The 20,618-nt window shown below is 47.0% G+C and carries 16 protein-coding genes and 1 riboswitch; of the genes, 6 read left to right on the forward strand and 10 right to left on the reverse strand.

The window, feature by feature from the left end; genetic code table 11:
* The first annotated feature begins 1 nt into the window (after position 1).
* Positions 2-469: a bacterioferritin gene (gene bfr, locus H5647_RS03090; protein WP_045856231.1), complete on the forward strand. Its 468-nt coding sequence runs from the start codon at positions 2-4 to the stop codon at positions 467-469.
* A 59-nt stretch (positions 470-528) separates the two neighbouring features.
* Here bfr and H5647_RS03095 read toward each other — a convergent pair whose 3' ends face one another.
* The 5 genes from H5647_RS03095 to H5647_RS03115 form a co-directional block, all read right to left on the reverse strand.
* On the reverse strand, positions 529-1,359 hold the full coding sequence (locus H5647_RS03095) for a phosphotransferase (RefSeq protein ID WP_045856232.1): 831 nt from the start codon (positions 1,357-1,359) through the stop codon (positions 529-531).
* Positions 1,356-1,994, reverse strand: coding sequence for a nicotinamide riboside transporter PnuC (gene pnuC / locus H5647_RS03100; protein WP_045856234.1), 639 nt, complete (start codon positions 1,992-1,994; stop codon positions 1,356-1,358). Before pnuC ends, H5647_RS03095 begins: the two co-directional genes overlap by 4 nt.
* Positions 1,995-2,243, reverse strand: coding sequence for a YkoF family thiamine/hydroxymethylpyrimidine-binding protein (locus tag H5647_RS03105; protein WP_045856236.1), 249 nt, complete (start codon positions 2,241-2,243; stop codon positions 1,995-1,997). It lies immediately after the preceding gene.
* Between the two features lie 64 nt (positions 2,244-2,307).
* Positions 2,308-4,434: a TonB-dependent receptor gene (locus tag H5647_RS03110; RefSeq protein WP_052691838.1), complete on the reverse strand. Its 2,127-nt coding sequence runs from the start codon at positions 4,432-4,434 to the stop codon at positions 2,308-2,310.
* Between the two features lie 93 nt (positions 4,435-4,527).
* Positions 4,528-4,641, reverse strand: a riboswitch (TPP riboswitch).
* 88 nt (positions 4,642-4,729) lie between these two features.
* Positions 4,730-6,292, reverse strand: a complete 1,563-nt coding sequence (locus H5647_RS03115; protein WP_082086936.1) for a cellulose binding domain-containing protein — start codon at positions 6,290-6,292, stop codon at positions 4,730-4,732.
* Between the two features lie 466 nt (positions 6,293-6,758).
* Here H5647_RS03115 and H5647_RS03120 point away from each other — a divergent pair, with 466 nt between their 5' ends.
* The 5 genes from H5647_RS03120 (at position 6,759) to H5647_RS22400 (ending at position 13,016) form a co-directional block, all read left to right on the forward strand.
* Positions 6,759-7,688, forward strand: coding sequence for a DUF3014 domain-containing protein (locus H5647_RS03120; RefSeq protein ID WP_052691839.1), 930 nt, complete (start codon positions 6,759-6,761; stop codon positions 7,686-7,688).
* Positions 7,689-7,913: 225 nt separating this feature from the next.
* Positions 7,914-8,285 (forward strand): BlaI/MecI/CopY family transcriptional regulator, encoded by a 372-nt coding sequence (locus H5647_RS03125; RefSeq protein ID WP_045856238.1) that lies wholly within the window; start codon positions 7,914-7,916, stop codon positions 8,283-8,285.
* The gene (locus tag H5647_RS03130) at positions 8,285-10,174 is read left to right on the forward strand and encodes a M56 family metallopeptidase (RefSeq protein WP_045856240.1); all 1,890 of its coding nucleotides are present in this window, start codon (positions 8,285-8,287) and stop codon (positions 10,172-10,174) included. The genes H5647_RS03125 and H5647_RS03130 overlap by 1 nt, the downstream gene beginning before the upstream one ends.
* Positions 10,175-10,559: 385 nt before the next feature.
* Positions 10,560-12,575, forward strand: coding sequence for a TonB-dependent receptor domain-containing protein (locus H5647_RS03135; protein WP_082086938.1), 2,016 nt, complete (start codon positions 10,560-10,562; stop codon positions 12,573-12,575).
* Between the two features lie 240 nt (positions 12,576-12,815).
* Complete coding sequence (locus tag H5647_RS22400; protein ID WP_082086939.1) at positions 12,816-13,016, forward strand: cysteine-rich CWC family protein; 201 nt, start codon at positions 12,816-12,818, stop codon at positions 13,014-13,016.
* A gap of 769 nt (positions 13,017-13,785) precedes the next feature.
* Here H5647_RS22400 and H5647_RS03145 read toward each other — a convergent pair.
* The 5 genes from H5647_RS03145 to H5647_RS03165 all read right to left on the reverse strand — a co-directional run bounded on the left by H5647_RS03145 (position 13,786) and on the right by H5647_RS03165 (position 20,615).
* On the reverse strand, positions 13,786-14,391 hold the full coding sequence (locus tag H5647_RS03145; RefSeq protein WP_045856243.1) for a hypothetical protein: 606 nt from the start codon (positions 14,389-14,391) through the stop codon (positions 13,786-13,788).
* Between the two features lie 151 nt (positions 14,392-14,542).
* A complete protein-coding gene (locus tag H5647_RS03150) occupies positions 14,543-16,069 on the reverse strand; it encodes an eCIS core domain-containing protein (RefSeq protein WP_082086940.1) in 1,527 nt (508 codons plus the stop codon).
* A gap of 66 nt (positions 16,070-16,135) precedes the next feature.
* Positions 16,136-18,196, reverse strand: coding sequence for an eCIS core domain-containing protein (locus H5647_RS03155; protein ID WP_082086941.1), 2,061 nt, complete (start codon positions 18,194-18,196; stop codon positions 16,136-16,138).
* A 75-nt stretch (positions 18,197-18,271) separates the two neighbouring features.
* On the reverse strand, positions 18,272-18,625 hold the full coding sequence (locus H5647_RS03160; RefSeq protein WP_045856245.1) for a hypothetical protein: 354 nt from the start codon (positions 18,623-18,625) through the stop codon (positions 18,272-18,274).
* A gap of 22 nt (positions 18,626-18,647) precedes the next feature.
* The gene (locus H5647_RS03165; protein WP_045856247.1) at positions 18,648-20,615 is read right to left on the reverse strand and encodes an ATP-binding protein; all 1,968 of its coding nucleotides are present in this window, start codon (positions 20,613-20,615) and stop codon (positions 18,648-18,650) included.
* Positions 20,616-20,618 lie beyond the last annotated feature (3 nt).

Raw genomic sequence — 20,618 nt, forward strand, 5'->3', positions numbered from 1 at the left:
CATGAAAGGCAACACAACCATCATCAGTACGCTCAACGGTCTACTCGCCTTCGAATTGGCCGCAATGGATCAATATTTTGTTCATTCCGAAATGTATGCAGACTGGGGCCTTACGAAATTACATGAACGTATCGCTCATGAATTTGAAGATGAAAAAGGGCACGCTAAAAAGTTAATTGAGCGTATTTTGTTTTTAGAAGGTGTGCCCGATATGGTGACACGGGACGGCTTAAGCATTGGAAGTGATGTACCTTCAATGCTGCAAAGTGATTTGAACGTGGAGTATGCGGTAGCGAACGGATTAAAAAACGCCATTAAATTATGCGAAACTGAAAAAGATTACGTTACACGCGAAATATTAGAAATACTCTTAGATGATACCGAGCGTGACCACGCTTATTGGCTAGAACAGCAACTTGGCTTAATTGATAGAATTGGCCTACAAAATTACCTGCAATCACAAATGTAACCCAGTTTCGGTGGCCACTGTAATTTAATTTTCGTACCGGCTTCAGCTAGGCCGGTATGCTAATTAAGTGCCTGCCACAGTACCACCAACCAATAAATTAATTTGTCTACTGTATCGCCTTTATGAAGACCTTCAACGGACCACTCCAACCCACCCGCTAAACATTGCTTCACATAGCGACGATCGAATTCTGGATGACCCAAGCCAGCGTATTCCCAGTCGAGCAACACTAGGCCGTTGTCCGTCTCAATAATATTTTCTGGGATGAGGTCATGGTGGCACAGCACCGGCTGCCAGCTGGTACGCATAAAATCATCCAGCTCGGTTAAATAATGATTAAGCTCTGAGCGCTTCGCCTCTGAAAGTGAAGTTTGGCGCTTATCGAGCTCTTCGATATAACCGTTAATATGCGCCAAATAATTAAAACGCGAGATATTAACCGAGACACGTTGAAACTGTTCTATTGCCGAAAAAAGCCGTTCTCGCTGGCTTAAACGTGTAAGGTCATGACGTGACCAAGTTCTACCTTCTGCATATTCAAACAACGAGAAATCTAACGCCCTATCAAAATGAAGAAGCTTGGGAACAAGGTTTGACGATTGCAAAACGTGGAGAATATCCAGCTCGCGATTGCGATTGATTCCTAGCGCTTGGGATTGTTCAGTGTTAACGCGCAAACAAAATAAACGGCGTTGATTCGGGCTAAACGATGCGCGATGTTCTGGGCTATATTTATCGTGTTTTGCTTCAATGAGATAGCTACGATTAGTGCCACCACTATCTAACACTTTAACTAAACGAGGGGCTTGCCTTAGATTCAATGGCCAGGATTGCCAGGTGTTCAACGCTGCATTCACGCGTGTCTGCATTACTACTGCCATTTGCGTCATGCTAGCGCACTCTCATCTATCGGCGGTCTTCGTATTTGTCGAGACCAAGTATAAATTCCCACCACAACTAACACTAAATACAGCATCATTAATAATGCGGTGGCATAAAGCTCTCGATCCCAATATAGATACAAAGCAACGGAATCAATGACGAGCCAGTATAGCCAGTTTTCAAAAATTTTGCGTGCAACCATGTACGTGGTAACAACAGCACCCCAAGTTGTAAATGAATCGAGATAGGGCCACGCAGCCTGCGTATGTTCGCTCAAAAAATAGCCGCTAACCAACGTTAATACGGCAATTAATGTTATCGCGTAAAGATGTTGTGAAAATGACAAGAAACTTATCGACAAGTTTGCTTGCTTCTCTTTAGCCGCCCCATTGTGTTTTTGCCAACACCAGTAACCATACACCGCCATAACCATATAATAAACATTTAGTAGCGATTCCATTACCAGCGACACATCAAAAAAGACCCAACTAAAAATTGCAGTGCTAAAGAAAGCACACGGCCAGCACCAACGGCTCTCACGTATCACAAGTACTAAATAGGCAATTGCTAATGCTACGGCGATCAATTCCCATCCCGATTGTTGCATTAAGCCGCTGAAGCCTTGCTGAAAAAGCTCTAACATTTATAGCGCCTCATAGCCCGGCAAGAATTTCGCGACAAAAACGCATTTCCCATAGCGGTTAAAACTCCACGCAATTACATCATTGATAGCGAACATAACCGCGCTGTATTCACCCGCGAGAATGGTTGCCGTGGGTACGGTGTTAACATCAACACCTTCGTATGTATTCAGTTTTTCGATGGTTTCGACAATGATAGGAAGGTAATCATTTTGGAGAGGATAGAGGGTAAGTTCTACGCTTAATTTCATTTTGGTACCTTTTAGCTGACTTTAATTGGCCGCCTCTGTTGTTAGAAGCGGCCCCTTGTACAGGCTAGAAGCGATAGCTTGCGCTTACACCATAAGTTAATGGAGCACCTTTTTGCGTATAAGGTTCAGGCGCATAACCTTTGCGCGGGTCGTTGCCACCGGCATGGCTAAAATAGAAACCCCGCGTTTCAATGGTTTCATCTGTCAAGTTTTTGCCCCACAACGATACGGACACCGCGTCACGATCATATGTCAGGCGAATATTCAGCAGGTTATACGGTTCACTTTTCTCATTGTGGCTTTCAGAAAAATAGAAGCTGTCTTTACCTTCAAGTTCGACACGAACATTAATGGGCAATGAGAAATCATATTGTGCAGCAACGAAATATTGATAGTTAGGCGCATGAGCCTGATCTCGCTGGCTCATATCATATCCATCACCAGTCTCTTCATTCCTGTCAACGTGGCTGCGGTTTTCAAAGCCGTCATAATTCGTATTCAATAGCCCAACGGTGCTGAATATCGTCAAAGATTCGTTCGCACGCCAGTTCACCTCAGCTTCGAGACCTGCATTCGACCCAGCTTCAGCATTCGAGAGATACTCTACAAAGTCTACATAGGCTTCGCCTTCAATAGGATAGGCCCTCGATTGCTTCGCTTGAATATCGGTACGCTCTTGGTAGAAACCTGCGAGCTGAGCCGTTAGCGTGTTATCTAACCAGTTGCCTTTCACACCTACTTCGTAGTTCACCATAGATTCGGGCTCAAATAGACGCAAATCATCGTCCAACAGTGGATCGGCGTTAAAGCCGCCCGCTTTGTAACCACGTGACACTAATCCATACACTAATGTAGATTCAGCAACTTTTGCTTCAAGTGCGAGCTTCCCACCCCAAAAATTATCGCTTGGTTTAAACGCTACGGCTTCGCTATCGTTAAAGTTCGCATCGAAAACTTCGTTGCGTAATCCACCGATAAGCGTCAACACGTCGGATAACTGATAGTCGACCTGTCCGTAGATTGCGGTGCTGTCTGTAGTGTATCGGCTCGAGTAGTCTCCGAAATAAGTACGCAATAAATCCACTTGCTGATTTCTATCATAGACACCCACGGCCCATTTCAACGGCCCTTGCGTGGCTTTTGATACAAAGCGTACATCAACCGAGCGATTACTGTTGTCACGCTCATAGTTATCGGCAGAAGAATAAGAACCATAGATACACGTTGGAAAATCGGTACACAGGTTGAGGTTGGCCCAATCTTCATCGTAGCCATACTCAACGTCTGAAGAAGCATAACTCACTACCGCATTCACGTCGGCAAAGCTTAAACCTTCGTAGCCTGCGCTAAGGGCATGGGCAACGGTAGTTTGGCGGTCATGGCCCGGTTCGTCTGAGAAGGTTGTACGGTTGTTGTCCAAACTAAACGCATCATAGCCATTGTCGACATCGATATAGTAACTCGTCAGATCTACGCTCAACGTTTCTAACACCTGGAAACTAAGATGATTACGTAGGCTTAACTCGTCGAGGTTGTTGGTGTCGTCCCGGTTTAAGAAATCATTTTGAATATAGCCATTACTGACATTTTTTTGGACTGCCACTCTCCACCCAGCGTTTTCGCTCAAGGGCGTGGTAAACATGCCACTCACATCAAATGTTCCATGACTGCCAGCGCCGGCCGCTATTGCCCCTGCGGTGGTCTCTTCTGGGCGGTTACCCACGACATTGATCATGCCAGCAAGTGCATTGGCGCCGTAGAGTGTTCCCTGTGGGCCTCGAAAAACTTCAACTTGAGCGGTATCCAACGCGGTTACACCTGTTGCCAAACCGGTAAAATCTATCCCGTCAACAATAACGCCTACCGATGGATTAATGGGTGCAACAAATTGGCTGCGCTCGCCAATACCCCGAATCTGAATATAGCGGCCGCGAGAGGCACCTGTGGAGTAGTTGACGTTTGGTGCGATATTTAACAAATCTTCTAGATTTTTCGCATTACGCGCTTTAATAACGGTTTCATCAATTACCGAAACGCTGTTAGCAAGCTCTAGCGGACGGGTCGACCGGATTTCACCGGTGATCAACACCTCTTCTACAACCTCTTCGGTGTTTTGACCCAGCGCTACACCACTGAGGGACAGCACGAGCAAGGAAGAAAGGGTGGCTAATGGTTGGAACTTGGAGAACATATCAGGCCTTCTATAGACAAAAATAGGAGAGCCGGAGTAGTGCTTTGGCAGGGAATGGTATACAAGCCAATAGTTGGCCGAAGTGAACGCTCGCCTACGCGAGATTCCTATTCCTACGCCGGTACTAACCGGATCAGGTTCATAGGGTTTGGGAAGATCCCATCTCAGACTATCGCTATAAAACCACAGTCACCCCTCAGGAGAGCGCGCATTCTAACGTATTGTACCCGTTAACGAAACTGAGCCCCAAAAGGGGCTCAGTAGAGGTCTAACCATTCAGTCTTACGACAAATGTTTAGTTACAAGAGTTACTCACGTCGTTTAGAAAACCACGGTCAACACCTGAACGAGAAGTTATCGCCGATGGACAAGCCACTTCACGATATTTCAAGCTGGGGTTATCGGCCGCTTCAAACCAGTCAACATACCACTGACAACCTTGTTGTAGATCCGTCAGGCCACGTGAGCCAAACACATTGTCGCAACGCTGAGACAAGCAGCTTTTATACTGTGACAAGCTAGCGTTATAACCCAGCTCATCTTTACAAGCCGCGAGGAAACCGCCGTATTGCGCGCCTAGCTCGTCGTTTGATACGCCCCACTGAGAAGAACACGCATTAAATTGACCAACGCCGCCGCCAGGTACGAGTATGTCAAACTGACCGCCCGCCACATCGGAACCAATATTAGTTGCCTGAACAATCATACGCTTGCCGCTTAATGCCGCAGAACCCGGATCATTGCCACCGTTGTGTGAGCTACCCGTAAATTGGATTTCGAAACAACGACCGCACACGTCACCGCTAGACGTTGCCGCATAACCATAAGACAACGTATTGCTCACAGCCCATGGCGATAGACCCTGACACATATGAGCGTTACCGCCATCACAAGCACTGCCCGCGTTAATGTCACCAATGGGCTGATCATTCACACCACAAGCACCTAAAGGCTCAGCACCATCAGGTACATTTCCAGACCAGCTACAGTGTGCTTTACAGCAATCCCAATAACGAGTTGCATAACCATCACAACCCGCAATGCTACTTGAACTTGAGGAGCTAGAAGAACTTGAGGAAGAGCTACTGCTAGAACTACTAGAAGAGCTAGAAGAACTGCTAGAGGAGCTAGACGAACTTGAAGAAGAGCTGGAAGAATTTCCACAGCTGCTAATCACGCCGCCACTGCCACCTTGGCCTTCACACGTAGTGCGACCAATACAACTTTGACCATTTTCCCAACCCCAACCGGTATCTTGATTCGCACACAACGCTCGTGGCTCATCTTGATACCACTGACATTGCTCGTCACATTGGCCGGTAGACGATGAGCTTTGGCTGCTGCTTGAAGAAGAAACCGAGCTGCTGCTCGATGAAGAAACAGAACTGCTTACCGAACTGCTCACAGAACTACTGCTAGAAGACACCGAGCTGCTCACCGATGAAGAGCTAGAACTGCTGGAGGAAACAGACGATGAAGAACTAGAAGATGCAGTACCACCGCCTGTCACAGAAAGTGACGCAATAGAAGGCGTGCCGCTGCCGTTAGCACAATAGCCAAATGTAACGCTGCTACCCGATGCAATAGAGGCATTATGGCTTTGCGGTGTAACGGTACTACCGCTATTACTACCGTTCCACAAGTTATTGATATTCGCGCCGTTTAGATCTAACTCTAGAGTCCAATCCGTAATGGTGCTACCACCATTATTCGCAACGGTCACATCGGCACAGTAACCACTGCCCCAGTTATTGTTCATAGAAATAGTGGCTTCGCCTGCGCCAGATACCAAGCCGTGAGCAGCATAGGCAAATAATAATGCGGCAGCAGGAATAAATTTTAGTTGGCTAATGTTCATACCGAACCCTCTTAGGTGTCCATAAGCGTTCAGGTGCAAACAATACAAGGCACCACGCTCTTTGTTGTATTAAGGAAAGGAAAGATTGATGATTACTGAAAAATTCGCGCTTTTTTATTTTTATTAGCGACGGCGTAAGGTACCTTGAAAAGGACGCAGAATAAACGGCTAGTTTTGAATCAAAACAGGATTCAGAACAAAGTTAATGTAATATGCCGCTTAATAAATGCGTTACGCTACATTCCTATCAAAACGTTTTATCCATCCAGAAAAAATTATCGCGGCGAAGGGATCATAATCAAAAGCTGGCGCTCTAAATACCCATGTAGTATTACAGGACGCGCGCAAAAACAAAGTGTAAAAACACGATCCCCACATTATGATTCAGTTAATGACGGATCGATAACCGCCCTGCACAAACGTTTTATGGCTTAATTCAGGTCAAACACAAAAAAAGGAAACATAGATGCGCGACGACACCCGTGACTTAGGGGATGGTAATTTAGACGGACCACCAGAAGCCATTCACTCTAAACGTTCTTCTACAACCTTTGTGATTGTACTCATCGTAGTTGCATTGCTCGCTGCCGGTGTTTACCTGCTATCCAACCGTAGCTCGGCACCCATTATTCCCGTTGTAGCGCCCACAACACCTATTCCCACACCGGTCAGCACGCCGGCGCCAACGGCAACACCCGCGCCGGATACCGACCTGCTACAACCCACTGCTCAACCAGCGCCAACCGCCGAACCATTACCGACGCTAGACAATAGCGATGAGCCCCTGCGAACAACACTTCTAGAAACTCAGGGTTTAACATCACTGGTGGCGTTACTCACCCCCGACGATATTATTCGAAAATTTGTTCGCGCCGTTTTTAATCTAAACCAAGGTAAAGTTGTACCGCAATACCGCCCCCTGAACGGACCAACATCAGCCTTTAAAGCACAAGCTATAGGCCGTATGGCTGAAATCCCATCGCCCGAAAATAGCAATGAAACCATTCAAACAGCGCTCTTTCGTAACCCCCCGCAAAACCAGCAACGCTATAGCGTTTACGTGAGCCTTGCCGAACAACTTAATCTTTCCGCTATAACGCAGCTGTACCGGCTTTACTACCCATTATTACAACGCGCTTACGAAGAATTGGGAGAAGGGCCAGCCGAATTTCACACCCTTGTACTGGGGGCGTTGCGCAGTTTTTCCGCCACACCACACATAGAAAGAGAACCCGAACTCATTTTGATTCGCGCCCAATATCAGTTCTTAGACCCTACGTTAGAAGCATTGCCCAACACTCAAAAATTAATCTTGCGCATGGGAATTGAAAACCGAGAATCTCTACAGAAAACGTTAACAATGCTCGAAAAATCGCTTTCGTCGCTCACTCTTTAACTATCCGCTTCGTTAAACGCGTAAGGCACCATTGTTCACGCAATGCGTCTTGAGCGTTTAGCGTAGGAAACATCTTACCTCTCGCTTTAAGTACCATTAAAACCCAGGCCTCAGGCTCATTTTTAACGCCAATTTTCCATTAACGTATAAAAACTACTTGCAACTACGATAAGCGTCGTACAAACTTAACTACGACATCACTCGTAGTTAGCTAAAGGAAACATCGTGTCCAACCCCACACAAGCAGAACTTGAAATACTGAATATTCTCTGGGAATCGGGAGAGTTGCGTGTGCAGGACGTTCACGAAAAGTTAAGTAGCATTCGTACCATTGGTTACACCACCACACTGAAGTCGATGCAGGTTATGGTTCAAAAAGGTTTATTAGATAGACGCCTCGACGGGCGCAGCCATATCTATTTTACCGCTATTCAAGAAACAACCACTAAAAATAAGCTTCTCTCACGTTTCGTCGACAATACCTTTCGTGGCTCCTCAAGCAAGCTTGTGATGCAACTTTTTGGCAACAACTCCGTCAGCAAAAAAGAAGTCGATGAAATTAGATCCTTTCTAGATAATTTAGAGGATAAAGAATAATGAAACTCGCAACATTTTTAAGCGGCGATATCGCCTACGCTTTCAGCTGGACGATGATTCACTCCTTTTGGCAAGCAGGGCTAATTGCACTCGTGCTTGCACTCTCACTGTCCATTAACCGAAACCTTAGTGCGCGCGTACGTTACTTACACGGTATTTTTGCGCTCATTATGTGCGTTGTGGCCAGCGGTGCAACTTTCTCCTATTTATATAAAAGTATAGGAGAAGCGCATTATATTGTTCAGACTAGCGGCGTAACCATTCACTATTTTGGTGGTTTCTGGGAACAAACCTATGGCGTACTTAATAACAACATCGAGTACATTTTAGCGGTGTGGTTAATTGGTTTTAGCGTTCAATTCATACGCTTTACCCGCGATTTTGTTCTTGCTTTACGTTTGCGCCATCAGAACTGTTCGCCCGTCAGTGGATTATGGTCGCAACGCTGCGCGCAACTAGCCAAACGCATGGGAATTTCAAAGCGTATATTTATCCGAAATTCTAGCCGTGTCTCCAGCATTTGCGTTATTGGCCACCTAAAACCCGTTATCTTATTGCCCATTGGCCTTTTAACATCGTTAGATGTTGAGCAAGTTGAAGCTCTTCTGCTGCATGAATTAGCGCACATTCAACGCAACGACTATGTTGTAAATGCCATTCAAAGTTTCGTTCGTTTGCTGTACTTTTTTAACCCAGCCGTTCTGTGGATTTCCCGTAATATTGACATCGAACGAGAGAATGCCTGTGACGATACCGCAGTTAAGCATTGTGGTAGCCCAACACTCTATGCCAATAGTTTGGCCAATATCTCCGAGCTGCAGCTCCGCTTAGCCACCGTGCTTGCGGCTAAAAAAACAGGTGAAAATATGTTACCTCGCGTTAAACGTTTGTTTTCAGATTCATCGGGTATGGCAAAAAGTATGGAGCAGTTCGTGTCTGCGTTAATCGCGGGGTTATTGGTGGTAGCGATGAATGCAAGTGCCAATGACATTCGCATACCATCGTTTGCAGCTGAACCCGTAACATTACCTGCGCAGTCTCAGGGGTCGCAAGATGTTGTTCCCGCTCAACAGGTTACAACCAATCCCGCCGCCGAAACCAACATGCAGCACGCGCCGAGCGCCAATACATTGCCTACTGTTGTTTCAGGTTCTATCGAAGGCGCTGAGACGCCCGATAATGCCCTGCCAACATTAACGTTTAGCGAAGATACGCACATGGAGCTGGCGTCTCCTTCGCTGGATTTTGCGCTTAAAAAAGCAACGAGCGAACCCGTTCAACTTGCCGCTACTGAACCCGTTACGAATATCCGCAATACCGACGCGGAGCCTATTCTCTCGCCAATGGATTCACCTGATTTTGATCGTTTCTATTTAGCCGAAGACTTTAGCGTACCGCTAAAACGCAAAATTTATGTTGAAGATGTGCACGCTCAATTTGCAGACGTGTGGTTAAAACGTTTTCGAAGCAAAACGTCAGATAAATATCAGGCGTCCATTAAACAAAATTATAGTGAAGCCTATAAAGCCCAGATAGTTAAAGCCCTAACAGAAGGCGGTTGGTCAGTAGAGAATACAAAAGACGAAGAAACCTTAATATTCTCTGCCAAACTTTTCGATCTTTATATTTTTGCTCCCGATTCCAGCGGTATTAAACAAACACTAGTCGCATTGGCTGGCCAAGCCGCCACCGACATTCACATTACTAACCCAAACGGCCAGTCTTTTATCCATATAACCGACTACCGTAATACAGATTCCAGCGCGAAAGGCCCTTTACTGGCCAACAAAGCAACCAATTTTTATTACTTCAAACGCTTGATGGGCTCTTGGGCAGAAACCACCACCTCGTATTTGGATAACATTATTAAGATCGCTGAACAGCAGTAATCACCTCCGCGATTACCGCCAGAACGCTTTAAAAGAAAACGAATATTCGGGTTTGAAATGGTAGTAACCTAACCACTGCCCCCCTAAAATTTCAGCCCGAATATTCGCTCTAATACCCTTTAGATTCATTCGCAAGCTCGATATGGCTATAGGCCATCTTATTGCTCGCCTGCTTACTCGGGAGGTAACAGGCGAGTTTTTTTCTCTTCTTTTATCTCATTTCATCCTTGCCAGCACCATCGCAGTGAAGAGCACCACACGCTCAATGCCGCTTATCTCGCCACTGCCCATGATCACTATTTAGTCTCCTGCGACAATTCGCCACATCCCTTCTTTCGGCGCGCTTATTTACAATTACCCCTATTGAGACCACAGAGATAAGATCATGAAAAAATGCGCATTAGGCGTCGCTATAGCGATGATAACCATGCCCGCCATTGCCGGCAGCGATTTACCTATTGAAGTTGTCGAAGTGGTGGGTGATACCACTATGTCCGAAGAGCAACAGTTACACAGCAAATCGACGTTGAGCAAACCCGTACAAGACGCTGGCGAATTGTTACGCTCCGTCAATGGCATGACCGCTACTCGCCGTGGTGGACGAGGCTTCGAGCCTATCATTCGTGGGCAGTCCCAAAATCAATTAAATGTGATGACCGATGGCGCTTACACGTTCGGCGCGTGTCCTGGGCGCATGGATCCACCTACGGTCTATACCGCAATGGATAACTTTGACCAACTCACCATTATTAAGGGCAATCGCTCCGTAATCTATGGTTCTGGCGGTAGTGGCGGAACGCTGTTGTTCGAACACAAGCGCCCCGAATTCACGGACAAAGCCTACCAAGGTTCCATAAACCTTGGCCATACGACTAATTCTGAACTCAACGACGCTTCAGCTAACCTAGCCTTTGGCACCGAACGCGCGTTCGGCCGTGTATTCGGTGACATAAAATCTGGCTCTAATTATGAAGACGGCGATGGCGAAGTAACTTCTTCAGCCTTCGAGTCATCCAGCTTTGGCTTCATTACTGGTGTTGATCTAAACCAGAACCACTACCTTCAGCTGTCCTACGAGGGCGTAAGTGAAGACGACGCGTGGTTTCCTGGGAACGGTATGGATTCCCCCTGGACAGATTCCGCCACCACCCGCGTAAAGTGGCACTACACAGGCGGTAGCGTGATTGATGAAATCGAGATGACCGCTTACCAAAGTAACGTTGACCACTTGATGGACAACTACAGTTTGCGCAATCGCATGCCTATGAACGACGCCGGCATGGTAGCGAATAGTACATCCGATACACAGGGTGCTCGCTTACTCGCAACCGTCTCGCAAGCCTCACTCGAATGGCGTTTTGGTTTCGATCATCGTGCCAACGATAGAGCCTCTACTTTACACATGGATATGGGCAAAGATGGCACTTATGACATGCTCGCCTCGCTTATGTGGCCTGGAGTAGAGCTACAACAAACGGGCATATTTGCTGAAGTTGATTACACGCTTAACGACAAACACCTTCTCCGGTTGGGTTCACGTATTGATCAGTTTGAATCCGACGCTACCCGTGCCGACGAGATGGTTGGTATGATGGGCGCAGCAACCCCCAATACGCTCTACCAAAACGCTTATGGTGTTTCGGCAAGCGCACAGAGCAACAGTGACTTTGGTTTGGTATTCGGGTGGGACTACACGCTTTCAGACAATACCGTTTTCAGTAGCAACCTGAGCCGCAGCATTCGTGCGCCCGACGCCACTGAGCAATACATGGCGCGCAATGCCATGGGACGCACTTGGGTAGGTAACCCCGATATAAATGCAGAAACACACCATCAATTGGACTTTACCTTAGTCGCCGACAAAGACACTTATCGGTGGAGTACAACCGTATTCTGGGATGAAGTAAGCGATTACATACAACGCTACAATGACAATTCAGCAACGCTGTACCGCAATGTGGACGCGCGCCTTTATGGGTTTGAAATTGACGGCAGCCGTACCCTAAGTGATCATCTATCGACAAAAGCCGCGCTCAGCTATACACGTGGTGAAAGTGACACCAGCGACCTCGCTCAAATTGCACCTTTAGAAGGGCGAATTAGCCTCGATTATGATCACACCAATTGGTCATTGGGCGGTGAGATGATTGTCTCGGCCGAGCAAGACGCATTTGATCCCAATGTGGACGCTGGCCCATCTGACGGTTTCACAACCTTCAACCTCTACAGCCGCTGGCAACCAAACGACAGCATTCAACTACAAGCGGGTATAGAAAACATTTTGGATACGGCTTACGCCTACCACGTAAATGCTGCCAATTCCGACCCCTTCAACCCAGACCCCGTCCGAGTCAACGAGCCAGGACGGCAGCTTTGGTTAAAGGCGCGGTATAGCTTTTAACCAAAAGTGCCCGCCGTGTGTAAAAAACAATCCAACCACCGCCTTAAGTTTATTGAGGCGGTGGTTGGATCGGCCGCTTTACACAACCTCCTTTCGTTTTTTCTGCTCTGAAATTACGCAACATTCTATTTATGCATTTAAATATGCATAAAATTTCTGTCATGTTCTCGTCTTCTACCCTCGCTATGCTAAGATCGGTAAAAATATCCCTATAAAATTAACAACTCTCGATCTAGCATTATGGACGCCTCAACCCCGAGTACTTGCCCGCGCTGCAGTGGCAACTTTATTTGCCGCTCAGATGCAATTAGCGAATGTCATTGCACAGCATTACAACTAACACCGCAAACGGCAGACGAAATTGCGCAACAATGGCGAGACTGCCTGTGCGAAAAATGTTTAAAACAGGTCGCTCTGCAGCAAAACGGCCTTATGCATTAGGCTTTATTCGTTTAGCGATTGCCGTAGTCCTCATAAATTTTTACGCTTTTCCTACAACGCTCACGTCACTGTACTGTTAATAGAATAGATTCGTCTAATACGGCCCGCACGGCATAACGCCCCACCATAAATTAGCCAATATTAGCCCTTCATTCACCGTCTCTCGCCTCCCTGACGTGTAAATTAATAAAAGCGCTTTACCGTTATTCTTTCGTGCACTAGCGGTTGTCAGTAATGCTTACATTGGCGCGCTCCCAGCCAAACTAACACCTTGATCTTCTGTCACTTAATTCAACTAAAATAAGGATTACTCTGTTCCGCCCGACACTTTCGTGTCTTATTTCACGGATTCAAGTCGCGCGCATTATCACGTGTGTTAACTACACAGCATTGTGAAATACCACCATGTGCTTATGCCTACCGTCGCATCACTCATACCCCTAACGCCTTTATCTAGACCGAAGCGTTGACGTCTTATTTAACAGAGTCCTATTTAACAGCACCACCGTGAACGAACCAAAAACCTTCACGATACTCTTGATAGGTATTTTAAGCTTAGGAATAATTAAACGCCTCCAGCACAAAACTGAAAACGTTCTACAGACGAGCATAAAAATTCCCTCGGTGATAACACGACGAACACAACGTTCTCACTAGATTCTCCAGCGGTGTTCGGCCTCGAGTGAGGTCAATAATGGGCGGGGGATTACAGTATTAAGAGGGCTTTAACGAAAAAAGAGCACTTGAGTGCTCTTTTTGATAGGTAAAATTAGAAGAGGACATTGACCATAAAACCATTGGTCATATCGCCACTTAAAAACGTCATCGCTGCTATTTCAACGTCAACAGTTTCGCCATGAAAAACAATCGCAGGGCGCAAATAACCGCCACCGGCAAGGTTCAATCCTTCCGACATACAGTTTGAACAACTGGCAATTTCACGATCGGCACTCAAAGTACGAAAACCTGCGCTCAACGAGAACGATGTTTTTTCATTTAAGGCGTGCTGATAACCCAATTCACCTAAAACACCCATTGCACTAATATCAGAAGACTCAGTACTACGGCTACCAAATTGGTCTTCTACACGCTGATTGAACGAATCATCATCCGATAAAAAGGGCAGGTAAAAACCCACACTATAACGGAAATTATTGTTCACAATACCGGTGTAGCCCATATCCAAAACAAAACCGCCACTACCAACACCTTGAGGGTCCGTCACTTCAGAATCTAACCCAAGGTAGCCCCCGCCGATAAACCAACTACCATCATGCTGTGTAGCCTGCGTTGCCTCTTCTTGTGCAACAACGGATACCGCTCCGCAAAAAACCATCGCTAATAAAAATTTACTCACCCATGTTCTAATGCTCATTTAACACTCCTTTTAGTTTACTGACTAAGTTCGCTCTAAGGCGATTTCAGAGTGTATTTTAACGACAATAAGGCGAGCACCGCAATTAATCAAAAACCGATCGGTAATACCTTTGAGGCCATAGGCCATAGCCAATAACAATTGCGGCGAATCATGCTTTATTAAACGCTTTTGCTCGGGCGGCACTTATTGCCGATGCACGCCTCTCTTTAACACCCTCTAAATAGGACTGTCGGCGCGCATCCTTAATGGCTTCATGATCAAAACCCTGTTTATACTGGGATTTTCGTAATTGCTCCAGTTCATCCGCTGACGACGACTGAAACAAAGTTTCACCCTGTACGAATTCAATGGGTTTCCCCACTGGCGACTCAAATTGTATTTTATGGACGGCATTGGTTTCTAAGGAGTCGTACTCCACTTTCGGCATTCGCCCACGACTCGCATCTATTCGACGTTCAATAACTAACGTACCGTTCACCCACACCTTGTAATCAATCAGCCTTGCCTTTAATGAAGGTTTGCCAAGGCGTGTGGCGATTTCGAGACTAGGGGTAACCGCTAATCGAATGCTCTTACTTCCCATGAAGCGCCCAACGGCACTTTCGATGGCGGCCATTTCAGTATTTGCGCCGTGACTACCGGCCACCAAATTAGCGGCACTTTCCTGACCTCCCAGCGAATGCCCCTGCATATGCAACCATTCCCAATCCTCTTCACCAGCATATTCGGAGGCGCCAAGATAATACTTATTATTACAATTTGCGGCGAGTAGGGCTGCTTGGCCAAAGTGCTTCGCCATAACAGTACCTTGTTGGTCACGTGTTTTGGGGTTGGCTTGCGCCACCACATCAACCACAGGCCCTTCCTCAAATACTCCCCAACTTACATCGTCTTCGTAGGCATCCATTGTATTCTTGGCGCTGGCAATATCCTGTAGCGTTAAAGGCACATCGGGTGTTCGCATATAAACGCTATAGCCTCCAACACCTTTCTTTTTACGCACAGGTTGCCACCAGCGTACGTTGCCGTTGTCGCGCATGTACCAGCGCTTGCCGTTTTTGTCCGTCAACCACAGCCTATCTTGCTCATCCACCTCTTCACGGGTAGGCGGCTTAGCCTTCTTAGGGTCCGGTGGGCCGGCGGGCGCTCGTTGTACAATGCCATCGCCCGTAACCTCCATTTGTACCAACGACGCGCGGCCAATCGAACCCCGCAGCGCTTTTTCGCCCATCACGTCGGCTTCTTTTTCCAACGCGTTGTCGGTGTTCATCGCAACGCGTTTATATTGCACCGTAGGCCTCACGCGCCCCTGCATTTGCTGCACAACATGCCAGCCCTCATGAGGTAGATGTTTTTCTTGGCCTCGCCCTAAATGAATAGTGTTACCTTGGGCATAGGCAAGCGCCCCTAATGTTGCGGGCGCTGGAGAATTATAATGAACGCGGACGCCCGACAATTCAAAGCCCGATAGTGATTCGAGACCCTGTTTAAGGGGGGTTGGTATACCAGTGTTATTGGGTTTCGGTGAAGCGAGCGCAGCGTTTTTTGTGGCGGAAGCTCTAACGCCATAACGACATTGTACGGGCGCGGAACTGGGGGTAGGGGGCTCTGACCGAGACGTTTTCTCTTCGTTTACTTCTGCTTCATGCTCCGATGGTGCCTTTGTGCTGTACATGGCCAAAATATCCCTGAGCAGCGAATAACGTGTCGTTCGCTTAATAGTGTGTGATCCGCACGGGCACTACTGGTTAATATCGATAAGCATGTCATAGATATTCATCATAATATCTTCCCATTCACCAATTGGCCGTCTCGCAGCCCCAGCTTCTCTTGCCTTTGCTGAATCAAATAAGGCTTTTTCTCGAACCGTTCTCGTATCCGGGCCTGGAGGCGCAGCATAAAGACGGTATTTTTCCGCCAACCGGTCATCTGCCGCAGATTGGTTAGTACCGTAATCCTCATCTAAATACTCTAGGTGCCGGTTTTCCATTACCACGCCAACCTCTTGATTCAAGGCTGGGCCGATTTGGTCTGGCCCTAATTTTGCGCTATAGGGGTTGATGCTGCCCGCTAATAGAGGGTCATGAATATCCTGTGCATTCACATCCTGCCGCTGCGGGCCACTGAAGCCTGTAAAAACCTGTTCCAAATATTGATTAACCGACCAGCCCGCTAAAGGCGCAGTGAGCGGTGTATTCAAATGAAGCCCTACAGATCGTGCAATGGCTCTGCGCACGCCTGCGCGCAAGGCATTATTGTTCGTCAAGGTGTGGATTATTTCATGAGGGAGCTGTAGAGCTAAATCATAAAGATCGGTTTTATAGTAGTGCATTCCTACTTTTTGCTTTGCAAGGTTATTGGTTCTTAGTGCTTGAAACATCAATAGATAATTATCAAGCAATGTTAAGAAACCTAAGAAAGTCTCTTCCGTGCCGGGGTTCCAACCTTTACTTCCTTTAGAGAACCAGCCGCCACCTTGGCGAGGCCACAAACTTTTAATTGAACTCATAGCCGTGGTCGCTTTACCGATGGAGCTATGGGTGCGTTTTAGATTATCGGCGTGTTTTCGTTCACTACGATGCGTTCTTGCATGACGTTTAAGCGTTGTTTTTTGTGCTGTGGTTCGCTCGAACATCCTTGGCACTTGGCTCAATTTCACGCCATAGGTTGCATGAAAATACCCTAAACGTGGTTGAAATAAATCAGATTGTGCCGCGGTAGAACCCATAAAATAATTTCCCAAGGCGACCTGCTGATTACCTCGAATTGAATTAAAAAGGCCATTCACCCACGCTATCACAGCTCTCACACGTTGTAGCGCTTGCGCGCGTGTTAATGCCTGTTCATCCCACGCATCTGTTACTACTTCCATAATACTGGCTTGACTCGGCATCAGGTGGCCGGTGTATAACAAGAGGCCTTCCCGTTCAGCTGGGGTAAGTGCGTTTGCCACGGCGTACTCATCGAGTTCGCGAAGATATAAAGGGTCGAGTGCACCAGAATGATCAACATTCACATGGCACTGTGCACCGGCGCCATGTGCATCATAAACATCGGTGACGCCGGCACGCTGGCCAGCATCACACGGCACCGCTGCTCTCGCTGCGGTGGGCATCGGGCCGGCGCCGCCTAGCCCCCTCGCTGGCACTGCGGCGAAATTCGCTTTGTGTAAAAACAAAATAGGCAGTTCTATTTCAAAACCAAACCGCCCTTGTATAGGGGCATTCGCCATTGCAGCGGCACCCGCAGACTTTAAACTCATGGCACTTTCTGGCTGCATCGACGCGGTAGAATGCGGAGTATTTACCCGCGAGCCTCTTGCCGCCTGAGGAAAATTCCGCCCACAAGAAAGCGCCTTCTCACCCATCACGTCGGCCTCTCGCTCTAACCCGCTATCATCATTAACTGAAAGGCTTTTTAGTTGGCGCGTGGGTTTTACTCGCCCTTGTTTTTGCTGCACCACATGCCATGCTTCATGAGGTAAATGTTTTTCTTGGCCTCTACCTAAATGAATATTGGTACCTTGCGCGTAAGCCAACGCACCAATTTGTTGGGGTCGCGGAGAATTATAATGGACGCGAACATCGGACATATTAAAGCCAGACATACGCTCTAGACCCGTCTGCAAACCTCCGGGTAAGCCTGTATTTATCCCGCTTGAACGGTTTTCAGTATGCATGCTCTCACCGTACTGACACTGTACCGCTGAATAAGGCTCCGTACGCACCGCCGTGGCACTTGGCTTGGGCTTAGACTTTTGAGTGCGGTCTTGCTTGACGACTGTTTCTTTGGCCATTTGCATGTGTTTAATTCCGAAGCGTATAGAATCCATTATTTATCACGGTATAGTTCAACACTAACAGTGCTACAACAGTGATCAGGATGTCGTAAGTATTTTCTGCGAAGCCTTCACGCTCAGTTTATTCGAAAAGGCAGGCCCTACGGCTTCGTCACCATCCAACAAAACAGCGCCCTTATTGGTTATAGTAGTGGCGCCGGCTTTTAGCGTAACCGTCTCACTACCCGGTACCGGAGCCCCTGTAGAGGTATTCGCGCCAGTGTAGGTAAATACACAGGATGATTCTTTAATCACTTTTTTATCACCGTGGCTTAGTTGCCCGTTGGGCACATCAACAACAGGGCCTGCAACCCAAGAACCCTTTGCACTGGGCAAGTCGGTAGTAGACACCTCGGCTTTTACATCACCTAAAACCGCTACGGGCTTTCCCATGTTTTATTTCCTGTGCAGTGCGCTACCAATCAGCCACCAATTCTGCGACTAATGTTTTTTCTGTTTTTTTGTATTCGTCAACAGCAGCCTTACGAATATGGTGCATTTCTAGCAGATCTCCACTAGCGGCATGGAAAGCTGCATTAATTGCAATACTTCGAATAATGCCACCGGGAATTTCCAGCCGAGCCAATTTTTCGAACGTAATGTCCTTTCGAGGAAGTTGTGACGGAAATACGTTTTCCCATATAAGTATGCGTTCTTGAATTTGAGGGAAAGGAAATTGCACGATAAATCGAAGCCGGCGTAAAAACGCTTGATCGAGTGCCTTTCTAAAGTTACTGGTTAAAATGGCAAGGCCACTAAAGTTTTCGATTCGCTGTAACAGGTAACTCACTTCCATATTCGCATAACGATCGCGGCTGTCTTTTACTTCACTGCGCTTACCAAAAAGCGCATCGGCTTCGTCGAACAAGAGTATCGCGCCGCTTTTTTCCGCCGCGGTAAATATTTTCTCGAGATTTTTTTCTGTCTCGCCGATATATTTACTAACTATAGAAGAGAGATCTATCTGGTAAATATCCAACTTTAATTCGCTCGCAATAACGCGAGCCGCCAGTGTTTTACCGGTACCGCTGGCGCCAGAAAAAAGTACCCCAATCCCCAATCCGTATGCGGAACCTTGAGCAAAACCCCATTGGCGATACACTTTATAGCGGTGTTTTACTTGTTCGATAATACTGCGAAGCGTGGTGAGCTGTTCTTCGGGCAATACGAGGTTTTGCCATTGTATATCTACCGGCTCAATAATTTTTGCTAAGCCGCTCACTTCTGCCCGGCTTTGCTTACGGCAAAGGTTCAATACGTGTTCGACGGCCTCATGAGGTTCACTATGCTCACTCGAATCGGCGAAAGAAATCGCATCGATTGTCCACTGGCGTGCTATCGCCTGAATAGCATCGGCGCTTAAGTCGAACTGATCTAATATTTCTCGGAGGGCGGCAACGGATGATTCAGAGGAAAAAACATCGGGCATTAGCCGTTGCCAAATCTCTTGCTGCTCATGGTAACTCGGCCGAGTAACATCCAACTTAATGTGGTCGCGTGCACCTAGGCTAAGCGGAATATCGCCCGTGAGTAAGCAGAAAGCAGTAAGGCGCTTAAACAAATAATTAAGCGCGCGCGTAAGATTCGGCTTTTGTTCTGGCTCATATTCACATTCGAAAACATAAATACTTTGATAAAGTATGGCCTCTCGCTCTAGACGAATATAGAGCTCTTCTAAATCAACGTTATTATGCGGTAACAAACTTGCATCGAGGCGCTTAACGATAACATTCGCTAGATTCGCAGCAACTTGAACCACGCCAATGCCCGCTTGTTTGTCATTACCTTTTAATTGAACGAGTGGGGGGAGAGCATCGGTTGTTGGCTGAGTAATTAATTTTGCGACTTGCTCTGCAAGCAAGTGTTGACCACCCGCCAACTCGGGCTGAAAATCGTTGGGAATAGTAAGTGCACTCAACGCAGAATCGCTACTCGCAAAACCAGTAATGTAATGTAAGACCGTTTCGTTAATGCGCAGCGGCGTGAGATTCGGCTGCTGTGTATCATTCATTTCCAGAAGACGCCAATACCGTATCGTCGATTGCGGCGAGAATGGTAGCCACTGCCCGCCATTAAATAAGGTTAGTGCTAAATCAAACGTTGGGAAATGTCTTTTCGGGTCACCAACAATAGCACCGTAAAGTTCACCAAATTCACCCTCTAATTGTGCTGCTGCGCAGAGCAGTAATAGCTGACGCTCAAACGGTGATAAACGAAAAATTACGCATAGCCGAGTTAAAGCGGCATCATCAAACGATTCATTTTGCTTTGGAATTTCTTTTTCATATTCTCTAGAAAGCGCACGATAACAGGCCCGACGAACGTCTTCTAAACCTACCGCAAGACAACGGCTATTTAATGCGTACCACTCATTATTCGACATTAT

This window comes from Teredinibacter purpureus (assembly GCF_014217335.1).
Taxonomy (GTDB): domain Bacteria; phylum Pseudomonadota; class Gammaproteobacteria; order Pseudomonadales; family Cellvibrionaceae; genus Teredinibacter; species Teredinibacter purpureus.

Excerpts from the sequence above, each read along its gene's own strand:
- bfr (WP_045856231.1), top strand. The coding sequence starts at position 2 with ATGAAAGGCAACACAACCATCATCAGTACGCTCAACGGTCTACTCGCC.
- H5647_RS03095 (WP_045856232.1), bottom strand. The coding sequence starts at position 1,359 with ATGACGCAAATGGCAGTAGTAATGCAGACACGCGTGAATGCAGCGTTG.
- pnuC (WP_045856234.1), bottom strand. The coding sequence starts at position 1,994 with ATGTTAGAGCTTTTTCAGCAAGGCTTCAGCGGCTTAATGCAACAATCG.
- H5647_RS03105 (WP_045856236.1), bottom strand. The coding sequence starts at position 2,243 with ATGAAATTAAGCGTAGAACTTACCCTCTATCCTCTCCAAAATGATTAC.
- H5647_RS03110 (WP_052691838.1), bottom strand. The coding sequence starts at position 4,434 with ATGTTCTCCAAGTTCCAACCATTAGCCACCCTTTCTTCCTTGCTCGTG.
- H5647_RS03115 (WP_082086936.1), bottom strand. The coding sequence starts at position 6,292 with ATGAACATTAGCCAACTAAAATTTATTCCTGCTGCCGCATTATTATTT.
- H5647_RS03120 (WP_052691839.1), top strand. The coding sequence starts at position 6,759 with ATGCGCGACGACACCCGTGACTTAGGGGATGGTAATTTAGACGGACCA.
- H5647_RS03130 (WP_045856240.1), top strand. The coding sequence starts at position 8,285 with ATGAAACTCGCAACATTTTTAAGCGGCGATATCGCCTACGCTTTCAGC.
- H5647_RS03135 (WP_082086938.1), top strand. The coding sequence starts at position 10,560 with ATGAAAAAATGCGCATTAGGCGTCGCTATAGCGATGATAACCATGCCC.
- H5647_RS22400 (WP_082086939.1), top strand. The coding sequence starts at position 12,816 with ATGGACGCCTCAACCCCGAGTACTTGCCCGCGCTGCAGTGGCAACTTT.
- H5647_RS03145 (WP_045856243.1), bottom strand. The coding sequence starts at position 14,391 with ATGAGCATTAGAACATGGGTGAGTAAATTTTTATTAGCGATGGTTTTT.
- H5647_RS03150 (WP_082086940.1), bottom strand. The coding sequence starts at position 16,069 with ATGTACAGCACAAAGGCACCATCGGAGCATGAAGCAGAAGTAAACGAA.
- H5647_RS03155 (WP_082086941.1), bottom strand. The coding sequence starts at position 18,196 with ATGCAAATGGCCAAAGAAACAGTCGTCAAGCAAGACCGCACTCAAAAG.
- H5647_RS03160 (WP_045856245.1), bottom strand. The coding sequence starts at position 18,625 with ATGGGAAAGCCCGTAGCGGTTTTAGGTGATGTAAAAGCCGAGGTGTCT.
- H5647_RS03165 (WP_045856247.1), bottom strand. The coding sequence starts at position 20,615 with ATGTCGAATAATGAGTGGTACGCATTAAATAGCCGTTGTCTTGCGGTA.